Origin of the sequence: Mycoplasmopsis agalactiae PG2 (assembly GCF_000063605.1) — a bacterium.
In the GTDB taxonomy this organism is placed as follows: domain Bacteria; phylum Bacillota_I; class Bacilli_A; order Mycoplasmatales; family Metamycoplasmataceae; genus Mycoplasmopsis; species Mycoplasmopsis agalactiae.
Genome location: NC_009497.1, coordinates 605,926 through 626,722, shown reverse-complemented (window position 1 = coordinate 626,722; position 20,797 = coordinate 605,926). Strand labels below are relative to the sequence as shown.

The following is a 20,797-nucleotide window of genomic DNA, read 5'->3' as shown; positions in this document are numbered from 1 at the left end:
TATGGCTAAAAGTTCATTAAAAGCTAAACAAAAGAAACACGCTAAATTCTCAACACGTGCTTACACACGTTGTGAATTATGTGGACGTGTACATGCAGTTTTAAGAAAATACAAAATCTGCCGTATTTGTTTCCGTGAATTAGCACACCAAGGCAAAATACCTGGTATGAAGAAAGCGAGTTGATAATATGTTTATAACAGATCCTATTTCAGATATGATTGTTAGAATCAAAAATGCAAATCAAAGAAAATTTAAAACTGTACTAATTCCTTATTCAAATAAAAAGGCAAAAATTCTAGAAATTCTTTTAAACGAAGGTTACATTTCAAGTTTTGTTACAAAAGGTGAAGGCAAAGACAAAACTTTAGAAGTAGCATTAAAATACAAAGGCAATCAATCAGCAATTATTGACTTCAAACGTATTTCAAAACCAGGGCTAAGGGTATATGCTGCTGCAAATAATTTATCATCAGTATTATCAGGCTATGGTACAGTTATAATCTCAACTTCTAAAGGTGTAATGACTGAAAAACAAGCTCGTAAGGAAAATGTAGGTGGTGAAGTACTTGCCTACATTTGATAGGAGGTTTTGATGTCTCGTGTCGGAAATAGAATATTAAGTATTCCTGCAAATGTTTCACTTACTCAAGATGGTACACTTTTAACAATTGAAGGTCCACTTGGTAAATTACAAAGAAACATCAGCCCATTAATTGCGCTTAAAGTGGAAAATAATACAATTAGCACAATTAGAGCAAATGAAGAAAAGTCTACAAAGCAATTACATGGAACTACTAATGCACTTATTTCAAATATGTTAATTGGTGTTTCAAAAGGCTATAAAAAAGAATTAGTTATCAAAGGTGTTGGTTTTAAATTCACACTTAAAGGTGATATTTTAGAAGTTTCTGCTGGTTACTCACACTTAGTAAACTTAGATATTCCTGCTGGATTAAAAGTTGAAGTACCTAAACCAGTTGAATTAGTAATTTCAGGTATCGATAAAGAAATTGTTGGTCAATTTGCAGCTGTTGTTAGAGCTGTAAGAAAACCTATACCATACTCAGGTAAAGGTATTGCATACAAAGATGAAGTTATTCGTCGTAAAGAAGGAAAAACTGCTTCTAAGTAGTTGGATAAGAAAGGATTTTAAAAAATGGCAACATTATCAAGAAATCAAGCACGTCAAATTAAACACAGACGCGAACGTCAACACATTAGTGGTACAGCAGAAAAACCTAGATTATGCGTATTTAAATCACTTCAAAACTTTTATGCACAATTAATTGACGATACTAAAGGAATTACATTAGCTAGTGTTTCAACATTAGAAAAAGGCAAATACAACGGAAATATTCAAGCTGCAACTGCTGCCGGTGAGAAAATGGGTGAAATTATTAAAGGCTTAAAAATTAAAAGCATTGTCTTCGACCGTTCAGGTTACATTTATCACGGAAGAGTTAAGGCATTTGCTGATGCAGTAAGATCAAAAGGAGTTAAATTCTAATTATGGCAGATTTAGAAAACAAAACAGTTAAGGCTAATGTAGAAAACAAGCCAGGTGCAGCTAAAACACAAAGTGTTAGTGCACCAAAGAGAACTGAATCAGGCGCTAAAAAACAAATTTGAGAAAAAAGAAGCGCACATGATTCTAAAGATATGCCTAAAAAGAGTGTTGATAGAGCTAATAAAGTTAAAAACCGTACACGTTTTGGTGAAGCAAACAACGAATTTAGCGAAAAAGTAGTTAATATTAGCCGTGTTACAAAAGTTGTTAAAGGTGGACGTAGATTCTCATTCTCAGCTTTTGTAGTAGTTGGGGATAAAAAAGGTAAAGTTGGTTTTGGTCACGGAAAAGCAAATGAAGTTCCTGATGCAATTAAAAAAGCTGTTAAGGATGCTAGAAATCATCTTATCAGTGTTCCTATTCAAAACAAAATCACAGTGCCTCATGAAATTCATGCTAAATTCTTAGCTTCTAAAGTTATGCTTAAACCAGCTCCTAAAGGTAAAGGTATAGTTGCTTCAGGAACTGTACGTGCAGTTGTTGAACTAGCAGGTTATACTGATATTTACACAAAAACATATGGTTCTCGTTCAAAAGCTAACATTGTTAGAGCAACTCTTAAAGCCTTACAACAATTAAGAACACCTGAACAAATTGCTGAAATTAGAGACAAAGACGTTAAAGACCTTTTAGGTTAATCATTAATTAGGAGAGTAAAATGAAATTACATACATTAAAGTCAACTCCTGGTGCACGTGTTGAAAAACACCGTGTTGGTAGAGGCCATGCTGCTGGTAAAGGTAAGCAAGCTGGTAAAGGTCAATCAGGTCAAAACAAACGTCACGGTCACAGATTAGGATTTGAAGGTGGTCAAACCCCATGATTCCGTCGTATTGGTAAAAGAGGATTTACAAATGTAAATCACGTTGAATACCAAGTAGTAAATCTTAAAGATTTAGAACAAAACTTTAAAGCTAATGCAACAGTAGATTTAGAGTCATTATTCAAAGCTAACTTAATCAAAAGATCAATGCCAGTTAAATTATTAGGTAATGGTAAGTTAACTAAAAAACTTAATGTAACATTACATGCAGCTTCAAAAAGTGCTATTGATGCAGTTGAACAAGCTGGTGGAAAATTTACAATTCTTTAATTAATTCATTTTAATAATTCAATTAACTTTTAAACTAAATGTGTTTCTTGCCTTTTTGTGCAACATAAACACATTTTTTTATTATTCTTGTATAAAATTAAAATATTAAGAACCTGAAAGATATTAAATGAACAATTTAAGCCACAATATTATTTTAAATAAAGCTCAATATGAACAATTTTTAAACACATTTAGACTTAATATTGAATATTTAAGCGAGTTTTTAGTTTCAAAAATTCATGAAGATAAAGCACAAAATGAGTTAATATTTTGCATTCAAAATTTTGATAATAAAGAGCAAATTTTTACCAAAGTAGCCTATTTAAAGGGCTCATATGTTTATTTTGAAATATTTAACTTACTTATAAATGATTTTGAATGCTTTGTTTTTGATATGGGCGGAACACTTTTAGATAGTAAAAAGATGCTGCAAAATGAAAATATTAAAAAAGTTAATGAACTAGCAAGAATAGGCAAAAAAATTATTATAGCTACTAGTGGCTCATACTTTAATTTTGAAAACTACTTTGAAAAAATAAATTTTAATATGCCACTAATTTGTGCTAATGGCGCAATGATTTATGATAATAAAACTTTGAATCTTACATCTGGTTTAGAAATGCTTAAAGAAGAAGCGAATGAAATTATGAATAAGTGCAACGAGCTTGGATTAGCCTATTATATTTTTCATGATTCTGGTATGGCTGGTATAAATGTAGAAAATTCATCGGCATATAAGCAAAATAAAGAAGCTACAGGAATGAAAAAAGAAAGCCGAGTACTCAATCCTGAAAGTAACTTTTTTGATGATAAAAAAATTTATAAAGTTTTTGTAACTTTTGAAAGTTATCAAGCTGACAAAATAAAAGCACTAATTTCATTTTGCAAAAAGTTTAAAAAACTTCATACAATGCAAACTCATAGTAATTTTTTAGACATTGGAATTGCTTGCTCAAAAGCAAGTGCTCTAAACAATATTTCTAATGAACACAAAATTAATTTAGCAAAAACTGCTGTTTTTGGTGATTCAGACAACGATTTACCTTTATTTGATATTGCAAAAGTTAGTTTCGCTCACTCAAGCGCAAGGCTAAGTGTTTTAAAAAGTGTGCATTATGTTTCATCTAAAGATAATAATGAAAACTGAATTAGTTGGTTAATTGATAATTTATTTGTTTAAAAATAAAAAAGTGGACATATACTAGGACACTTTATTTTAATTTCAAATTAGTACCTAAAGAAACAATTTTTGGTTCAGCATTTATATTAAAGTTAACTATATCTTTATAATCAAAATAAGCTAACTCTAAATCAAAAGTTTTGTCATCATACACAGTAAAAATCAATTTTGAGCCAATAGGATACTTTTCAAGTTGATTAAGATTAGGTACACCTATATCTAAAACACCTAAAACAGTTGCTAAGTTCGTATCATGTCCGACTAAAATGCTTAAGTCATAGTTTGTATAAAATTGACTTTTAAGCAGCTTATAAATGTTTTTTGACTTTCTAAAGCAAGTGTGGGATTATTTCAAATCAAATCGATTACAAAATCTTTAGCTTTTAAAAGAAGTTTTAAGTCTTTTAAAAAATCAGATGACTTAAAAATCTCACTTTCATTAAAACCGTGATAATACATAGACTGCATAACATCTGAAGCACTTGATGAGAAAAACAATCTGCCAGTAGGCTTAAGTCACTCATTTTCTACAAAGTCTATTTGACTTTGACTTTGCACATACAAACAATTATTATCTAAATTAAATAACTCTTTAAATTTATCATATATGCCTAGATTACTTGCTTTTTGGTCAAAATCATTAATGCGCTTATTGTCTATATATGATTTAGATGGATAATTAAGTTCAAATCAAGGATCTCTTTTTGAAAAAGATGAATCAGAGCACTCAATTTTAATATTTTTCTCAGGTACAAGACCTAAAGCCAAAAGTCTTGCAGTTTCGTATGTTCTATGAGTTGAATTAGCTACTATATTTATATTCATACTACTATCAACGTTTAAGTATTTTTTTAAAAACTTAGCGAATAATAATTCTAATAAAGCACCCTTATTACTCAAGTGTGTACTTAGCTCTGGATCAAATTGTCATTTAAGAATATCTTTGTCAAAAATTTTTTTAAATTTGCTTTCAAATTCAAAAGGATATTTTACACCATGTCTTGAAACTATTATTTTTTTCATTTTAGCCTCTCAGTAGACATTTTTATCTATTAAATAATTAAATAATATATAAAAATTTTAGAGTAAATTAATTGCTTTAGCATCAATTAAGTTTATTTATTTAAAAGTTGCAAAATTATTAGCTTTTTTATTTGGTTTTTATTTCAATTAGTGTATATTATTTTTAACGCGTTTTTGAGCGCGTTATTAATTAACTACACTTATACTATGCTTAAAATATTTTTTAAAAAAAATATTTCAAAAAACTTAATTATGTGTATAATAAATAGGCAACCTTTTTGAAGGTTAAAAAATGTTCTTTGAAAACTAGATATATATAAACATGACAGTCAATTTTTTCGAGAGTTTGATCCTGGCTCAGGATGAACGCTGGCTGTGTGCCTAATACATGCATGTCGAGCGATGATAGCAATATCATAGCGGCGAATGGGTGAGTAACACGTACTCAACGTACCTTTTAGATTGGGATAGCGGATGGAAACATCCGATAATACCGAATACTTATTATTTTTGCATGAAAGTAATATAAAAGGAAGCGCTTGCTTCGCTAGAAGATCGGAGTGCGCAACATTAGCTAGTTGGTGAGGTAACGGCCCACCAAGGCGATGATGTTTAGCGGGGTTGAGAGATTGATCCGCCACACTGGGACTGAGATACGGCCCAGACTCCTACGGGAGGCAGCAGTAGGGAATATTCCACAATGGACGAAAGTCTGATGGAGCGACACAGCGTGCAGGATGAATGCCCTATGGGTTGTAAACTGCTGTGGTTAGGGAAGAAAAAGTAGCGTAGGAAATGACGCTACCTTGACGGTACCTGATTAGAAAGCAACGGCTAACTATGTGCCAGCAGCCGCGGTAATACATAGGTTGCAAGCGTTATCCGAAATTATTGGGCGTAAAGCGTCTGTAGGTTGTTTGTTAAGTCTGGCGTTAAATTTTGGGGCTCAACCCCAAAACGCGTTGGATACTGGCAGACTAGAGTTATGTAGAGGTTAGCGGAATTCCTTGTGAAGCGGTGAAATGCGTAGATAAAAGGAAGAACATCAATATGGCGAAGGCAGCTAACTGGGCATACACTGACACTGAGAGACGAAAGCGTGGGGAGCAAACAGGATTAGATACCCTGGTAGTCCACGCCCTAAACGATGATCATTAGTTGATGGGGAACTCATCGACGCAGCTAACGCATTAAATGATCCGCCTGAGTAGTACGTTCGCAAGAATAAAACTTAAAGGAATTGACGGGGATCCGCACAAGCGGTGGAGCATGTGGTTTAATTTGAAGATACGCGTAGAACCTTACCCACTCTTGACATCTTCTGCAAAGCTATGGAGACATAGTGGAGGTTAACAGAATGACAGATGGTGCATGGTTGTCGTCAGCTCGTGTCGTGAGACGTTCGGTTAAGTCCTGCAACGAGCGCAACCCTTATCCTTAGTTACTACCATTTAGTTGAGCACTCTAAGGAGACTGCCCGAGTAATCGGGAGGAAGGTGGGGACGACGTCAAATCATCATGCCTCTTACGAGTGGGGCTACACACGTGCTACAATGGACGGTACAAAGAGAAGCGAAGTGGTGACATGGAGCAAACCTCAAAAAACCGTTCTCAGTTCGGATTGAAGTCTGCAACTCGACTTCATGAAGTCGGAATCGCTAGTAATCGTAGATCAGCTACGCTACGGTGAATACGTTCTCGGGTCTTGTACACACCGCCCGTCAAACCATGGGAGCTGGTAATGCCCGAAGTCGGTTTATTAAGAAACTGCCTAAGGCAGGACTGGTGACTGGGGTTAAGTCGTAACAAGGTATCCCTACGAGAACGTGGGGATGGATTACCTCCTTTCTACGGAGTACACTTGTCTTTTAATACTATAAAAAAGACTTATAACCAAAATCAATAGACCTGTTTTATTTAATATTGTCATGGCTTTTATTAATAGGTCAAAAGCTATATATCTAGTTTTGAGAGAACATTTCTCTCATATGTTCTTTGAAAACTGAATAGTAAAATATTTTTCGATATTTACAACGACATCAAAAATCAAATTAATGGTTAATTTGTTTTGATTCATCGAGTAAGTCATATTGATAATATGATTCATTGAAATGTCTTAAAATACACATCTAAAACTAACAACAATAGGAAAATACTACTTTTAAATAAGGAAGAGTTTGTGGTGGATGCCTTGGGTCTGGAAGTCGATGAAGGACGTGATTACCTGCGATAAGCCTCGTAGAGCTGGAAATGTGCTATGAAACGGGGATTTCCGAATGGGGAAACCTAACTATGGTAATGCATAGTTGCTTATGTCTAAATACATAGGACATAATGCGAGACACCTTGTGAACTGAAACATCTTAGTAGCAAGAGGAAAAGAAAATAAATAATGATTTCTTCAGTAGCGGCGAGCGAACGAGAAAGAGCCCAAACCATTTTAAATGGGGTTATAGGACAGACTACATAGAGTTACAAAATTTAATAATAGCAGAAGCTTTTGGGAAGAAGCGGCACAGAAGGTGATACCCCTGTATGCGAAATTATTAAATCTCTTGACTGTATCCTGAGTAGGGCGGGGCACGTGAAACCCTGTCTGAATTTGCCGGGACCACCCGGTAAGGCTAAATACTAACCAGACACCGATAGCGAACTAGTACCGTGAGGGAAAGGTGAAAAGAACCCCGAGAGGGGAGTGAAATAGACTCTGAAACCACTTACTTACAATTAGTCAGAGCCCGTTAATGGGTGATGGCGTACATCTTGCAGTATGGACCGGCGAGTTACTTTAGCATGCGAGGTTAAGCGGATAAAAGCGGAGCCGTAGAGAAATCGAGTCTTAATAGGGCGATTAGTATGCTTGAGTACACCCGAAACCAGGTGACCTATTCATGAGCAGACTGAAACTTAGCTAACCCTAAGTGGAGGGTCGAACCGTAGTACACTGAAACGTGCCCGGATGACTTGTGAATAGCGGAGAAATTCCAATCGAACTTGGAGATAGCTGGTTCTCCTCGAAATAGCTTTAGGGCTAGCGTGTAGTGTTAAATAATGGTGGTAAAGCACTGAATATGGAATGGCCTCGCCTAGAGGTACTGACTATAATCAAACTCTGAATACCGTTATGAATTGCTATGCAGTCGGAACCGGGGTGCTAACGTCCCGGCTCGCGAGGGAAACAACCCAGATCGTCAGCTAAGGTCCCAAAATCGTGTTAAGTCAGAAAGGTTGTGAGGTTTCATAAACAACTAGGAAGTTGGCTTAGAAGCAGCCATCTTTTAAAGAGTGCGTAATAGCTCACTAGTCAAGAGACCTTGCGCCGACAATGTAACGGGAGTAAAACACGATACCGAAGCTACGGGTACATTTATGTACGTTAGAGGAGCGTTCTTAGGGCAATGAAGCTAGACTGTAAAGACTAGTGGAGCGCTAAGAAGTGAGAATGCCGGTATGAGTAACGATTCGTAGTGAGAATCTACGACGCCTATTGGGGAAGGTTTCCTGGGCAAGGTTCGTCCACCCAGGGTTAGTCAGGGCCTAAGGCGAGGCTGAAAAGCGTAGTCGATGGACAACAGGTTAATATTCCTGTACTTTCTTTAATTGTGATGGAGTGACGGAGAAGGATAAGCATACCTATTATTGGATTTAGGGGTAAGTAGTTACTGGTGATTGTAGGCAAATCCGCAATCTATAACCGGGAGCTATGATGCATAGGACAATTGTCTGAATTTGCCAATTCCATGCTTCCTAGAAAAGCTTCTAAACTTAATGTTATTGAAACCTGTACCGAGAACGGACACACGTCCCCAAGATGAGTATTCTAAGGCGAGCGAGAAAACTAGTGTTAAGGAACTCTGCAAAATGACCCCGTAAGTTCGCAAGAAGGGGCGCCTATGGTAACACATAGGCCACAGTAAATTATGAGGGGCAACTGTTTATCAAAAACACAACTCTCTGCTAAACCGCAAGGTGATGTATAGGGGGTGAAGCCTGCCCAGTGCCCGAAGGTTAAGTGGATGCGTTAGCTTATACGAAGCGTTGAAATGAAGCCCGGGTGAACGGCGGCCGTAACTATAACGGTCCTAAGGTAGCGAAATTCCTTGTCGGCTAAATACTGACCTGCACGAAAGGCATAATGATCTCTCAACTGTCTCAACACTAGACTCGGTGAAATTATGGTCCCAGTGAAAACGCTGGGTTCCCGCATCAAGACGAAAAGACCCCATGGAGCTTTACTATAACTTCGTATTGGAATTTGGCCTAACATGTGTAGGATAGGTGGGAGACTTTGAAGCTGAGACGCTAGTAGCAGTGGAGTCAACCTTGAAATACCACCCTTGTTATGTTGAATTTCTAACTTACCATCATAATCAGGTGGGAGGACAGTGCGTGGTGGGTAGTTTGACTGGGGCGGTCGCCTCCTAAAGAGTAACGGAGGCGTTCAAAGGTACACTCAGTACGGTCAGAAACCGTATGTAGAGCGCAAAGGCAGAAGTGTGCTTGACTGCGAGACTTACAAGTCGAGCAGGTGCGAAAGCAGGACTTAGTGATCCGGCTGTACATTGTGGAATGGCAGTCGCTCAACGGATAAAAGTTACCCTGGGGATAACAGGCTAATCTTGCCCAAGAGATCACATCGACGGCAAGGTTTGGCACCTCGATGTCGGCTCATCGCATCCTGGAGCTGGAGTCGGTTCCAAGGGTTGGGCTGTTCGCCCATTAAAGCGGTACGCGAGCTGGGTTCAAAACGTCGTGAGACAGTTTGGTCCCTATCTGATGTGGGCGTTGGAATATTGATGAGAGCCGCTCTTAGTACGAGAGGACCGGAGTGGACGTACCGCTGGTGTTCCAGTTGTTCCGCCAGGAGCATAGCTGGGTAGCTAAGTACGGAAAGGATAACCGCTGAAAGCATCTAAGTGGGAAGCCTCCTCAGAGATTAGTATTCCCTTGAAATTCCTTATAGACTATGAGGTTGATAGGCTGGATGTGTAAGCACAGCAATGTGTTGAGCTGACCAGTACTAATAAATTGAAAGGTTTAAAAGTAGAGATGTTGATTAAGACATTTCAATGAATTATATAAATTACTATTCAGTTTTCAGAGAATATATTAGTGCGCAGGCACTTTTTTTATTAGCAAATAAGACTTTTTTTGTCTTCATTTACATAATAAAAAAACTCTCTGAAAAAGCTACATAATATTTGTTTTTAGTTACATAAAAAAATATTTAAAAATATTTATAAAAAATAAATGTTAATGTATAATAAATGGGCAACCTTTTTGAAGGTTAAAAAATGTTCTTTGAAAACTAGATATATATAAACATGACAGTCAATTTTTTCGAGAGTTTGATCCTGGCTCAGGATGAACGCTGGCTGTGTGCCTAATACATGCATGTCGAGCGATGATAGCAATATCATAGCGGCGAATGGGTGAGTAACACGTACTCAACGTACCTTTTAGATTGGGATAGCGGATGGAAACATCCGATAATACAGAATACTTATTATTTTTGCATGAAAGTAATATAAAAGGAAGCGTTTGCTTCGCTAGAAGATCGGAGTGCGCAACATTAGCTAGTTGGTGAGGTAACGGCCCACCAAGGCGATGATGTTTAGCGGGGTTGAGAGATTGATCCGCCACACTGGGACTGAGATACGGCCCAGACTCCTACGGGAGGCAGCAGTAGGGAATATTCCACAATGGACGAAAGTCTGATGGAGCGACACAGCGTGCAGGATGAAGGCCCTATGGGTTGTAAACTGCTGTGGTTAGGGAAGAAAAAGTAGCGTAGGAAATGACGCTACCTTGACGGTACCTGATTAGAAAGCAACGGCTAACTATGTGCCAGCAGCCGCGGTAATACATAGGTTGCAAGCGTTATCCGAAATTATTGGGCGTAAAGCGTCTGTAGGTTGTTTGTTAAGTCTGGCGTTAAATTTTGGGGCTCAACCCCAAAACGCGTTGGATACTGGCAGACTAGAGTTATGTAGAGGTTAGCGGAATTCCTTGTGAAGCGGTGAAATGCGTAGATATAAGGAAGAACATCAATATGGCGAAGGCAGCTAACTGGGCATACACTGACACTGAGAGACGAAAGCGTGGGGAGCAAACAGGATTAGATACCCTGGTAGTCCACGCCCTAAACGATGATCATTAGTTGATGGGGAACTCATCGACGCAGCTAACGCATTAAATGATCCGCCTGAGTAGTACGTTCGCAAGAATAAAACTTAAAGGAATTGACGGGGATCCGCACAAGCGGTGGAGCATGTGGTTTAATTTGAAGATACGCGTAGAACCTTACCCACTCTTGACATCTTCTGCAAAGCTATGGAGACATAGTGGAGGTTAACAGAATGACAGATGGTGCATGGTTGTCGTCAGCTCGTGTCGTGAGATGTTCGGTTAAGTCCTACAACGAGCGCAACCCTTATCCTTAGTTACTACCATTTAGTTGAGCACTCTAAGGAGACTGCCCGAGTAATTGGGAGGAAGGTGGGGACGACGTCAAATCATCATGCCTCTTACGAGTGGGGCTACACACGTGCTACAATGGACGGTACAAAGAGAAGCGAAGTGGTGACATGGAGCAAACCTCAAAAAACCGTTCTCAGTTCGGATTGAAGTCTGCAACTCGACTTCATGAAGTCGGAATCGCTAGTAATCGTAGATCAGCTACGCTACGGTGAATACGTTCTCGGGTCTTGTACACACCGCCCGTCAAACCATGGGAGCTGGTAATGCCCGAAGTCGGTTTATTAAGAAACTGCCTAAGGCAGGACTGGTGACTGGGGTTAAGTCGTAACAAGGTATCCCTACGAGAACGTGGGGATGGATTACCTCCTTTCTACGGAGTACACTTGTCTTTTAATACTATAAAAAAGACTTATAACCAAAATCAATAGACTTGTTTTATTTAATATTGTCATGGCTTTTATTAATAGGTCAAAAGCTATATATCTAGTTTTGAGAGAACATTTCTCTCATATGTTCTTTGAAAACTGAATAGTAAAATATTTTTCGATATTTACAACGACATCAAAAATCAAATTAATGGTTAATTTGTTTTGATTCATCGAGTAAGTCATATTAATAATATGATTCATTGAAATGTCTTAAAATACACATCTAAAACTAACAACAATAGGAAAATACTACTTTTAAATAAGGAAGAGTTTGTGGTGGATGCCTTGGGTCTGGAAGTCGATGAAGGACGTGATTACCTGCGATAAGCCTCGTAGAGCTGGAAATGTGCTATGAAACGGGGATTTCCGAATGGGGAAACCTAACTATGGTAATGCATAGTTGCTTATGTCTAAATACATAGGACATAATGCGAGACACCTTGTGAACTGAAACATCTTAGTAGCAAGAGGAAAAGAAAATAAATAATGATTTCTTCAGTAGCGGCGAGCGAACGAGAAAGAGCCCAAACCATTTTAAATGGGGTTATAGGACAGACTACATAGAGTTACAAAATTTAATAATAGCAGAAGCTTTTGGGAAGAAGCGGCACAGAAGGTGATACCCCTGTATGCGAAATTATTAAATCTCTTGACTGTATCCTGAGTAGGGCGGGGCACGTGAAACCCTGTCTGAATTTGCCGGGACCACCCGGTAAGGCTAAATACTAACCAGACACCGATAGCGAACTAGTACCGTGAGGGAAAGGTGAAAAGAACCCCGAGAGGGGAGTGAAATAGACTCTGAAACCACTTACTTACAATTAGTCAGAGCCCGTTAATGGGTGATGGCGTACATCTTGCAGTATGGACCGGCGAGTTACTTTAGCATGCGAGGTTAAGCGGATAAAAGCGGAGCCGTAGAGAAATCGAGTCTTAATAGGGCGATTAGTATGCTTGAGTACACCCGAAACCAGGTGACCTATTCATGAGCAGACTGAAACTTAGCTAACCCTAAGTGGAGGGTCGAACCGTAGTACACTGAAACGTGCCCGGATGACTTGTGAATAGCGGAGAAATTCCAATCGAACTTGGAGATAGCTGGTTCTCCTCGAAATAGTTTTAGGGCTAGCGTGTAGTGTTAAATAATGGTGGTAAAGCACTGAATATGGAATGGCCTCGCCTAGAGGTACTGACTATAATCAAACTCTGAATACCGTTATGAATTGCTATGCAGTCGGAACCGGGGTGCTAACGTCCCGGCTCGCGAGGGAAACAACCCAGATCGTCAGCTAAGGTCCCAAAATCGTGTTAAGTCAGAAAGGTTGTGAGGTTTCATAAACAACTAGGAAGTTGGCTTAGAAGCAGCCATCTTTTAAAGAGTGCGTAATAGCTCACTAGTCAAGAGACCTTGCGCCGACAATGTAACGGGAGTAAAACACGATACCGAAGCTACGGGTACATTCATGTACGTTAGAGGAGCGTTCTTAGGGCAATGAAGCTAGACTGTAAAGACTAGTGGAGCGCTAAGAAGTGAGAATGCCGGTATGAGTAACGATTCGTAGTGAGAATCTACGACGCCTATTGGGGAAGGTTTCCTGGGCAAGGTTCGTCCACCCAGGGTTAGTCAGGGCCTAAGGCGAGGCTGAAAAGCGTAGTCGATGGACAACAGGTTAATATTCCTGTACTTTCTTTAATTGTGATGGAGTGACGGAGAAGGATAAGCATACCTATTATTGGATTTAGGGGTAAGTAGTTACTGGTGATTGTAGGCAAATCCGCAATCTATAACCGGGAGCTATGATGCATAGGACAATTGTCTGAATTTGCCAATTCCATGCTTCCTAGAAAAGCTTCTAAACTTAATGTTATTGAAACCTGTACCGAGAACGGACACACGTCCCCAAGATGAGTATTCTAAGGCGAGCGAGAAAACTAGTGTTAAGGAACTCTGCAAAATGACCCCGTAAGTTCGCAAGAAGGGGCGCCTATGGTAACACATAGGCCACAGTAAATTATGAGGGGCAACTGTTTATCAAAAACACAACTCTCTGCTAAACCGCAAGGTGATGTATAGGGGGTGAAGCCTGCCCAGTGCCCGAAGGTTAAGTGGATGCGTTAGCTTATACGAAGCGTTGAAATGAAGCCCGGGTGAACGGCGGCCGTAACTATAACGGTCCTAAGGTAGCGAAATTCCTTGTCGGCTAAATACTGACCTGCACGAAAGGCATAATGATCTCTCAACTGTCTCAACACTAGACTCGGTGAAATTATGGTCCCAGTGAAAACGCTGGGTTCCCGCATCAAGACGAAAAGACCCCATGGAGCTTTACTATAACTTCGTATTGGAATTTGGCCTAACATGTGTAGGATAGGTGGGAGACTTTGAAGCTGAGACGCTAGTAGCAGTGGAGTCAACCTTGAAATACCACCCTTGTTATGTTGAATTTCTAACTTACCATCATAATCAGGTGGGAGGACAGTGCGTGGTGGGTAGTTTGACTGGGGCGGTCGCCTCCTAAAGAGTAACGGAGGCGTTCAAAGGTACACTCAGTACGGTCAGAAACCGTATGTAGAGCGCAAAGGCAGAAGTGTGCTTGACTGCGAGACTTACAAGTCGAGCAGGTGCGAAAGCAGGACTTAGTGATCCGGCTGTACATTGTGGAATGGCAGTCGCTCAACGGATAAAAGTTACCCTGGGGATAACAGGCTAATCTTGCCCAAGAGATCACATCGACGGCAAGGTTTGGCACCTCGATGTCGGCTCATCGCATCCTGGAGCTGGAGTCGGTTCCAAGGGTTGGGCTGTTCGCCCATTAAAGCGGTACGCGAGCTGGGTTCAAAACGTCGTGAGACAGTTTGGTCCCTATCTGATGTGGGCGTTGGAATATTGATGAGAGCCGCTCTTAGTACGAGAGGACCGGAGTGGACGTACCGCTGGTGTTCCAGTTGTTCCGCCAGGAGCATAGCTGGGTAGCTAAGTACGGAAAGGATAACCGCTGAAAGCATCTAAGTGGGAAGCCTCCTCAGAGATTAGTATTCCCTTGAAATTCCTTATAGACTATGAGGTTGATAGGCTGGATGTGTAAGCACAGCAATGTGTTGAGCTGACCAGTACTAATAAATTGAAAGGTTTAAAAGTAGAGATGTTGATTAAGACATTTCAATGAATTATATAAATTACTATTCAGTTTTCAGAGAATATATTAGTGCGCAGGCACTTTTTTTATTTTCTTTAAAAATTTTAGAAAATAAGGATAAGAGAACGTACAAAAATTTTGCCCTATAGCGCTATAAAACAGCCTTAGAAGTAAATTTTGCTAACATTAATTTTTTATAAATTAGCAAAGCTAATTTTGTTTTAGAAGACATCATTTTTTGCATAAAGCAGCAGTAAAAAGACTTTATTTTTTAACTAAATTCATTATAATATTACATATATTTTATATAAGTAATATTGACTATAGTTTTAAGGGCTAAAAAAAGGAGGCATATGAAAAATTCTGGGCTAAAAATTCGCGAATTTTTCTATAAATTTGGCAAGAAGTGAAATGAGTGATGAAGTACAAAAGAAATTACTAAAAAGTTTCTTTATACTGCTGCACTTTTAGCTATTTATTTAATTATGACTACAGTCAAATCTCCTTTTGTTACCTTTAGTAATATTAATAATTCAATTGACAATGATACATTTCTTAGTACATTAAACCTTATTGGTGGCGGTGGACTTAGACAATTTTCACTAGTTGCATTAGGAATAAGTCCATTTATTAACGCTTCCTTGATTATGTCATTATTACAAACCAAAGCCTTTCCAGCAATGCAAAAACTGTCCCAATCAGGGCCTGAAGGCAGACGGAAAATTAATATAATCACCAGGGTTTTAACGCTTTTTATTGCTTTTCCACAGTCATTTATGCTTACTATAGCCTTAAGTAGTGGTGACAACCCTTTTATTAGAATTGATCCTTATGGCTTAAATAAAAATTTAGTTACTTACTTTTTGCTTCCTTTTATTTTAATTGGTGGATCATTATTTTCACTATTTATAGCTGAACAAATTACAAACAAAGGAATTGGAAATGGTACTAGTTTAATTATTTTTGTTGGTATAGCATTTCAGTTACCAAATCAGTTTCAAACTGCATGAGGTGTTTATGTAAGTGATACTGAAAGCTCAGCAATTGTTGTAGGTGTTTTAAAATTCTTAACATATTTATTTGTTTATTTAGCACTTTTATTTGTCATCATAATGGTTTATTTAGCAGAAAGACATATCCCAATTCAACAAATAGGAGCTGGTAGAAGCAAAAGTGTAAAAGATATGGGTAAGCTTCCTATAAAGCTAAATCCTGCTGGAGTTATGCCAATTATTTTTGCCTCAATGTTTGTTTCATTGCCGATATTAATTGCCCGTATATTGCCTAATACTAACACAGCAGCTATCTGAATTAGAGAAAATATGGACTTTTCAAAGCCACTTGGTTTAAGCTTATTAGTTATATTTACATTCTTTTTCACCTTTATTATGGGCTTACAACAATCACGTGTTGATAGAATAGCTGAAGACTTTACAAAAAATTCAACCTTTATTCCTGGCATTCAACCTGGCGAGCAAACTGAAGATTATTTAATTAGTGTAGTAATGAGACTTTCAACCTTTAGTGCTTTTTACTTAGTTATCTTAGTTTCATTCCAATATTTAATGGTTATAGCACTAGCTATTCCAGCTGCGATGGCTTTTGGTGGCACAGGTATGATGATTTTAGTATCAGTTTCAATCGAAACAATTGATCAGTTCAAAGCAAGAATTAAATCAAGCCAGCTTTCAAAACAAAAAAGAATATCAAGAATTGTTTCAGAAAACATTGCTGAATCTAAAACACTTAGCTACACTGGTGCTTTTGATAATGAAGCCGAAAGCAAGCCAAGCAAAGGCAATTTACCTAAAACTGAGGATGGTTTATTATGATAGAAGCAAAAAATATAAATAATTTAGTTTTTATGGGGCCTCCTGGGGTTGGTAAAGGCACAGTTGCGTCAATCATTGCTAAAGAATATGGGCTAGTTCATTTATCAACAGGAAACATTTTTAGAGCTGAAATAGCTTCAGCCAGCGAGCTAGGTAAAAAGATTTCTTCAATAGTTGAATCAGGCGGTTATGTACCTGATGATATTACTAATGAAATAGTTGCTAAAGCTTTAGAAAATTACAATAAATCTGGTAAAATTGTTATCTTAGATGGCTATCCACGTACACTTATGCAAGTTGAGTTTTTGGATAGTCTTCCTTATTTTAAATACGAAGTAATCGAGCTTCGTGCTAATGAGGATCTAATATTAAAAAGATTATCAGGGCGCCGTTTTTGTCCAAATTGTAAAGCTGGCTTTCACATCGATTTTATGCCTTCAAGCAAAGGCAATATTTGCGATAAATGTGGCACTGAACTAATCACACGTAAAGATGATTCACCTGAATCAATTAAAAATAGACTTAAAGTTTATAAAGAACAAACTGGCCCATTATTAGAGCATTATAAAAACAAAATTCATGTTTTTGATGCTGATAGTGATCCAAAAGTATTAGCTGACTTAATTGTTAGTTCATTAACAAAATAAACTTAAATCAAATTATTATTAAAAGTAAAGTAGGAATTAATATGGTATCAATCAAGAGTGCTCGTGAGATTGAATTAATTTCTAAAAGTTGCCAAATCCTGGCAGAGGTCAAAGCAGTTTTATATGACCTTGTAAGACCAGGAATTTCATTAAAAGAATTAGATCGTCATGCTTTTAATGAAATAATCAAAAGAGGTGCAAAACCAGCTTTTAAAGGCTTGTATGGCTTTCCAGCTACAGCCTGCATCTCTGTTAATGATGAACTTATCCATGGTATCCCTTCTAATTATGTGATTAAAGATGGCGATATTGTCAAAATTGACTTAGGATGCGATTATCACGGATACAAAAGTGACAGCGCTTTTACTAAAGGCGTTGGCAAAATTACTGAAAGTGATAGCAAAATTATTGAGGTAGCCAAATTAGCTTTTGAAGCAGGCTTAGCTGCAATTAAACCTGGCGCTAGAGTTGGTGATATTAGTTATGCTATCGGCGAAGTAATTAAAAATAATAATTTATACACACCAAAAGAGTACACAGGCCATGGCATTGGCAAGGAATTGCACGAAGATCCTTATATACCAAATGAAGGCAAAAAAGGAACTGGCATATTATTAAAAGATAATATGGTCATTTGTATTGAACCTATGATCTTGCAAAAGTCAAATCGAGTGTATGTCAAAAAAGATAAATGAACTGTTGTTAGTGCAAGCGGATTAAATGCTGCTCACTATGAGCACACAGTTTTAATTAAAAATGGCAAAGGTGTTGTATTAACGAAAGGAATCTAATAAAAAATGGCAAAAGACGCTATTAAAATTAGAGCAAAAGTCAAAGAAATCTATTCAACCGATGAATATTTAGTAACTTTAGAAAGTGGACAAGATATTAAAGCTAACATTTCAGGTAAAATGCGTGTAAACCGCATTAGAATTTTACCTGGTGATGAAGTCGATGTTGAACTAAGCCCATATAACTTGCAAAGAGGGCGTATTACATATCGGCACAATAGATAGGAGATAACTAATTTATGAAAGTTAGAGCTAGCGTAAAAAGAATGTGTAAAGATTGTCGTATTATCAAACGTAAAGGTGTTATCAGGGTAATTTGCTCTACCCCTAAACACAAACAAAGACAAGGATAAAATTAGATGGCAAGAATTTTAAATATAGAAATACCAAACAATAAACGTGTAGTTATTTCATTAACTTACATCTATGGTATTGGTAGAACAAGCGCACAAGAAATATGTGCAAAAGCAAAAATTGATGAAAACATCAGAGTTAAAGACTTATCAGAAGCACAACTTAGTGCAATTAGAGAAATTGCAAAAGAATATGTCACAGAAGGTGATTTACGTAGAGAAGTTTCATTAAACATCAAACGTTTAATGGAAGTTAAGTGCTACCGTGGAATTAGACACCGTAAAGGTCTACCTGTTAGAGGCCAAAGCACAAAAAGTAATGCTAGAACTAGAAAAGGTCCTAGAAAGACTGTTGCTGGTAAGAAATCAACTAAATAGTTAATTTAGGAGAATAAATTATGGCTAATAAAGTTGTTAAGAAAACAAAAAAGAAAAACATTACTAAAGGTGTTGCACACATCCACTCAACTAACCAAAACACAATTGTGACATTTGCTGATGAATTAGGTAACGTTATAGCATGAAGTAGCTCAGGTGCTATTGGCTATAAAGGAACTAAAAAGAAAACCCCTTATGCAGCAGGTTTAGCTGCCCAAGCAGCGTCAGAAGCTGCTAAAGAGCATGGTATTAAAAGCGTAAGAGTTGAACTTAAAGGTATAGGTGCTGGTAAAGATGCTGCTAGAAAACAAATTGAAGTATCTGGCATCACTGTTACAGAAATTAAAGACGTAACTCCAGTGCCACACAACGGTACTAGACCTCCAAAACGTATTCTTAAACGTGAAAAAATGAGAAAATAACAAAGGAGAGTAACACTTATGAAAAGAATGTCTAAATTAGATTACTTACAAGTAAGTAACTCTGCTATCAATAACAATTTAAATGAAGTTACATTTTCACTTAAACCACTTGAAAGAGGCTTTGCTAACACTGTTGCAGTTGCATTAAGAAGAGTTTTATTATCTAATATTACTTCTTTAGCATTATTTGCAATCAAAATCTCAGGCGTTAGCCACGAGTTTCAAACAATTCCTGGAATTGTTGAAGACGTTACAGCCATCATAATGAATTTAAGAAAAGTAAAGTTCAAATACAACCCTGAATTTGTTAAAGATGGTGAAATCATTAAAGCAACAATTAAAGCTGAACAACCTGGAGTTGTAACATCTAAGAGCATTGAAATCAGCAATCCTTCAGTTGAAATAATTAACAAAAGCCAAGAAATTGCTAATATCCAAAAAGGAGCATTAGTAATTGAACTATTCTTAAGACCTGGCAGAGGTTTTATTTCAAATGAAAGCAATAAAAAGTTTATCCAAAACGATTCATTATTTGCTTCAAAAATCGAATCAAACATCAAAAAAGGCTTATTTATAGCTGTAGACAGCAATTTTAGTCCTGTGGAAAAATGCAGCTACACTGTTAAAGAATTAAATACTTCAAGCAACAAAATTGAAGAAGAATTACTTTTTACAATCAAAACAGATGGTACAGTTGATGCTAAAAGTGCTATAAACCAAGCTTGCAAGATTTTAGTAGCACACTTTATGACTGTTGGCGATGTTGATGCAATGAAAATTGATGTTTTTGAAGAAGAAAAAATTAATAATGATGAACCAATTGAAAATGATGTTGATATTAACCAACTAGGTCTTTCAGTTCGTTCATTAAATGCTCTTAAGAGAATTGGCAAAACAAAAGCTTCTGAAGTAGCAGCTATGACCTGAGAAGAATTAGAACAAACTAAGAACTTAGGTAGAAAATCATTAGATGAAATTCAAGAATGTTTAAAACTAAATGGCTTCACTCTTAATAAAGGAGATGAATAATGGCTAATCCAACCCAAATTTACAGCCGTGATGTTAAATGAAGAAAAGGCGTTATGAGAACATTAGTTAGTGAATTATTTGCTAATGGTCGTATAACAACTACACTTACACGTGCAAAAGAATTACGTAGACATGCAGAAAAATTAATTACTAAAGCAAAAAACCCAACTCTTGCAAACCGTAGAATTTGTGCAAGTTTCTTGCGTCCAACATTAGTTGAAGAAGGCAAGAAAGATGTACTTAAACACTTATTTGACACAATCGCTCCATCATATGCAAAACGTAATGGTGGCTACACAAGAATTTATAAGTTAGTAAACCGTCAAGGTGACAACGCACCTATGGCTATTATTGAATTAGTTTAAAAATCTCCATCTTTTTAAAATTATTAATATATTCACAAATCTAAAACGATTGCTAAATTCCTTTTATTTAA

At 37.3% G+C, this 20,797-nt stretch carries 18 protein-coding genes and 4 rRNA genes; 21 read left to right on the top strand and 1 reads right to left on the bottom strand.

The features are described 5' to 3' along the window. Window position 1: 1 nt before the first annotated feature. The 8 genes from MAG_RS02730 (at window position 2) to MAG_RS04430 (ending at window position 4,122) form a co-directional block, all read left to right on the top strand. The gene (locus MAG_RS02730) at window positions 2-187 is read left to right on the top strand and encodes a type Z 30S ribosomal protein S14 (protein ID WP_004023947.1); all 186 of its coding nucleotides are present in this window, start codon (window positions 2-4) and stop codon (window positions 185-187) included. 1 nt (window position 188) lies between these two features. Beyond that, window positions 189-584: a 30S ribosomal protein S8 gene (gene rpsH / locus MAG_RS02725; protein ID WP_011949696.1), complete on the top strand. Its 396-nt coding sequence runs from the start codon at window positions 189-191 to the stop codon at window positions 582-584. Window positions 585-593: 9 nt separating this feature from the next. Further along, window positions 594-1,133, top strand: a complete 540-nt coding sequence (rplF, locus tag MAG_RS02720; RefSeq protein ID WP_011949695.1) for a 50S ribosomal protein L6 — start codon at window positions 594-596, stop codon at window positions 1,131-1,133. Between the two features lie 24 nt (window positions 1,134-1,157). After that, window positions 1,158-1,508 (top strand): 50S ribosomal protein L18, encoded by a 351-nt coding sequence (rplR, locus tag MAG_RS02715; protein WP_011949694.1) that lies wholly within the window; start codon window positions 1,158-1,160, stop codon window positions 1,506-1,508. Between the two features lie 2 nt (window positions 1,509-1,510). Next, complete coding sequence (gene rpsE / locus MAG_RS02710) at window positions 1,511-2,206, top strand: 30S ribosomal protein S5 (RefSeq protein ID WP_011949693.1); 696 nt, start codon at window positions 1,511-1,513, stop codon at window positions 2,204-2,206. 20 nt (window positions 2,207-2,226) lie between these two features. Beyond that, window positions 2,227-2,661: a 50S ribosomal protein L15 gene (gene rplO / locus MAG_RS02705; RefSeq protein ID WP_011949692.1), complete on the top strand. Its 435-nt coding sequence runs from the start codon at window positions 2,227-2,229 to the stop codon at window positions 2,659-2,661. Between the two features lie 127 nt (window positions 2,662-2,788). Beyond that, window positions 2,789-3,841, top strand: a complete 1,053-nt coding sequence (locus MAG_RS02700) for an HAD-IIB family hydrolase (RefSeq protein WP_011949691.1) — start codon at window positions 2,789-2,791, stop codon at window positions 3,839-3,841. Between the two features lie 140 nt (window positions 3,842-3,981). After that, window positions 3,982-4,122 (top strand): hypothetical protein, encoded by a 141-nt coding sequence (locus MAG_RS04430; protein ID WP_232955082.1) that lies wholly within the window; start codon window positions 3,982-3,984, stop codon window positions 4,120-4,122. On the opposite strand, the gene MAG_RS02695 is transcribed toward MAG_RS04430, so the two are convergent. Next, window positions 4,112-4,864 (bottom strand): histidine phosphatase family protein, encoded by a 753-nt coding sequence (locus tag MAG_RS02695; RefSeq protein WP_011949690.1) that lies wholly within the window; start codon window positions 4,862-4,864, stop codon window positions 4,112-4,114. The genes MAG_RS04430 and MAG_RS02695 overlap by 11 nt on opposite strands. A 334-nt stretch (window positions 4,865-5,198) precedes the next feature. Here MAG_RS02695 and MAG_RS02690 point away from each other — a divergent pair. From MAG_RS02690 to rplQ, 13 genes are all read left to right on the top strand, one after another. Further along, a 16S ribosomal RNA gene (locus MAG_RS02690) occupies window positions 5,199-6,712 on the top strand. 311 nt (window positions 6,713-7,023) lie between these two features. Next, window positions 7,024-9,909 (top strand): 23S ribosomal RNA (locus MAG_RS02685). 291 nt (window positions 9,910-10,200) lie between these two features. Next, window positions 10,201-11,714, top strand: a 16S ribosomal RNA gene (locus MAG_RS02680). A gap of 311 nt (window positions 11,715-12,025) precedes the next feature. After that, window positions 12,026-14,911 (top strand): 23S ribosomal RNA (locus tag MAG_RS02675). Together the 16S and 23S rRNA genes form the textbook arrangement of a ribosomal RNA operon. A 351-nt stretch (window positions 14,912-15,262) precedes the next feature. Further along, window positions 15,263-16,744, top strand: coding sequence for a preprotein translocase subunit SecY (gene secY / locus MAG_RS02670; protein ID WP_011949689.1), 1,482 nt, complete (start codon window positions 15,263-15,265; stop codon window positions 16,742-16,744). Then, window positions 16,738-17,388, top strand: a complete 651-nt coding sequence (locus MAG_RS02665) for an adenylate kinase family protein (protein WP_041308759.1) — start codon at window positions 16,738-16,740, stop codon at window positions 17,386-17,388. Before secY ends, MAG_RS02665 begins: the two co-directional genes overlap by 7 nt. Before the next feature lie 41 nt (window positions 17,389-17,429). Then, window positions 17,430-18,179 (top strand): type I methionyl aminopeptidase, encoded by a 750-nt coding sequence (map, locus tag MAG_RS02660; protein WP_011949687.1) that lies wholly within the window; start codon window positions 17,430-17,432, stop codon window positions 18,177-18,179. Between the two features lie 6 nt (window positions 18,180-18,185). Further along, window positions 18,186-18,404, top strand: coding sequence for a translation initiation factor IF-1 (gene infA / locus MAG_RS02655; RefSeq protein ID WP_004023936.1), 219 nt, complete (start codon window positions 18,186-18,188; stop codon window positions 18,402-18,404). A 14-nt stretch (window positions 18,405-18,418) separates the two neighbouring features. Then, window positions 18,419-18,532, top strand: coding sequence for a 50S ribosomal protein L36 (gene rpmJ / locus MAG_RS03985; protein ID WP_004023935.1), 114 nt, complete (start codon window positions 18,419-18,421; stop codon window positions 18,530-18,532). Window positions 18,533-18,538: 6 nt separating this feature from the next. Continuing rightward, the gene (rpsM, locus tag MAG_RS02650) at window positions 18,539-18,910 is read left to right on the top strand and encodes a 30S ribosomal protein S13 (RefSeq protein WP_004023934.1); all 372 of its coding nucleotides are present in this window, start codon (window positions 18,539-18,541) and stop codon (window positions 18,908-18,910) included. A gap of 20 nt (window positions 18,911-18,930) precedes the next feature. Beyond that, window positions 18,931-19,332, top strand: coding sequence for a 30S ribosomal protein S11 (gene rpsK, locus MAG_RS02645; protein WP_004023933.1), 402 nt, complete (start codon window positions 18,931-18,933; stop codon window positions 19,330-19,332). Between the two features lie 18 nt (window positions 19,333-19,350). Next, on the top strand, window positions 19,351-20,361 hold the full coding sequence (locus MAG_RS02640) for a DNA-directed RNA polymerase subunit alpha (RefSeq protein WP_011949686.1): 1,011 nt from the start codon (window positions 19,351-19,353) through the stop codon (window positions 20,359-20,361). Beyond that, window positions 20,361-20,726 (top strand): 50S ribosomal protein L17, encoded by a 366-nt coding sequence (gene rplQ / locus MAG_RS02635; RefSeq protein ID WP_011949685.1) that lies wholly within the window; start codon window positions 20,361-20,363, stop codon window positions 20,724-20,726. Before MAG_RS02640 ends, rplQ begins: the two co-directional genes overlap by 1 nt. Window positions 20,727-20,797 lie beyond the last annotated feature (71 nt).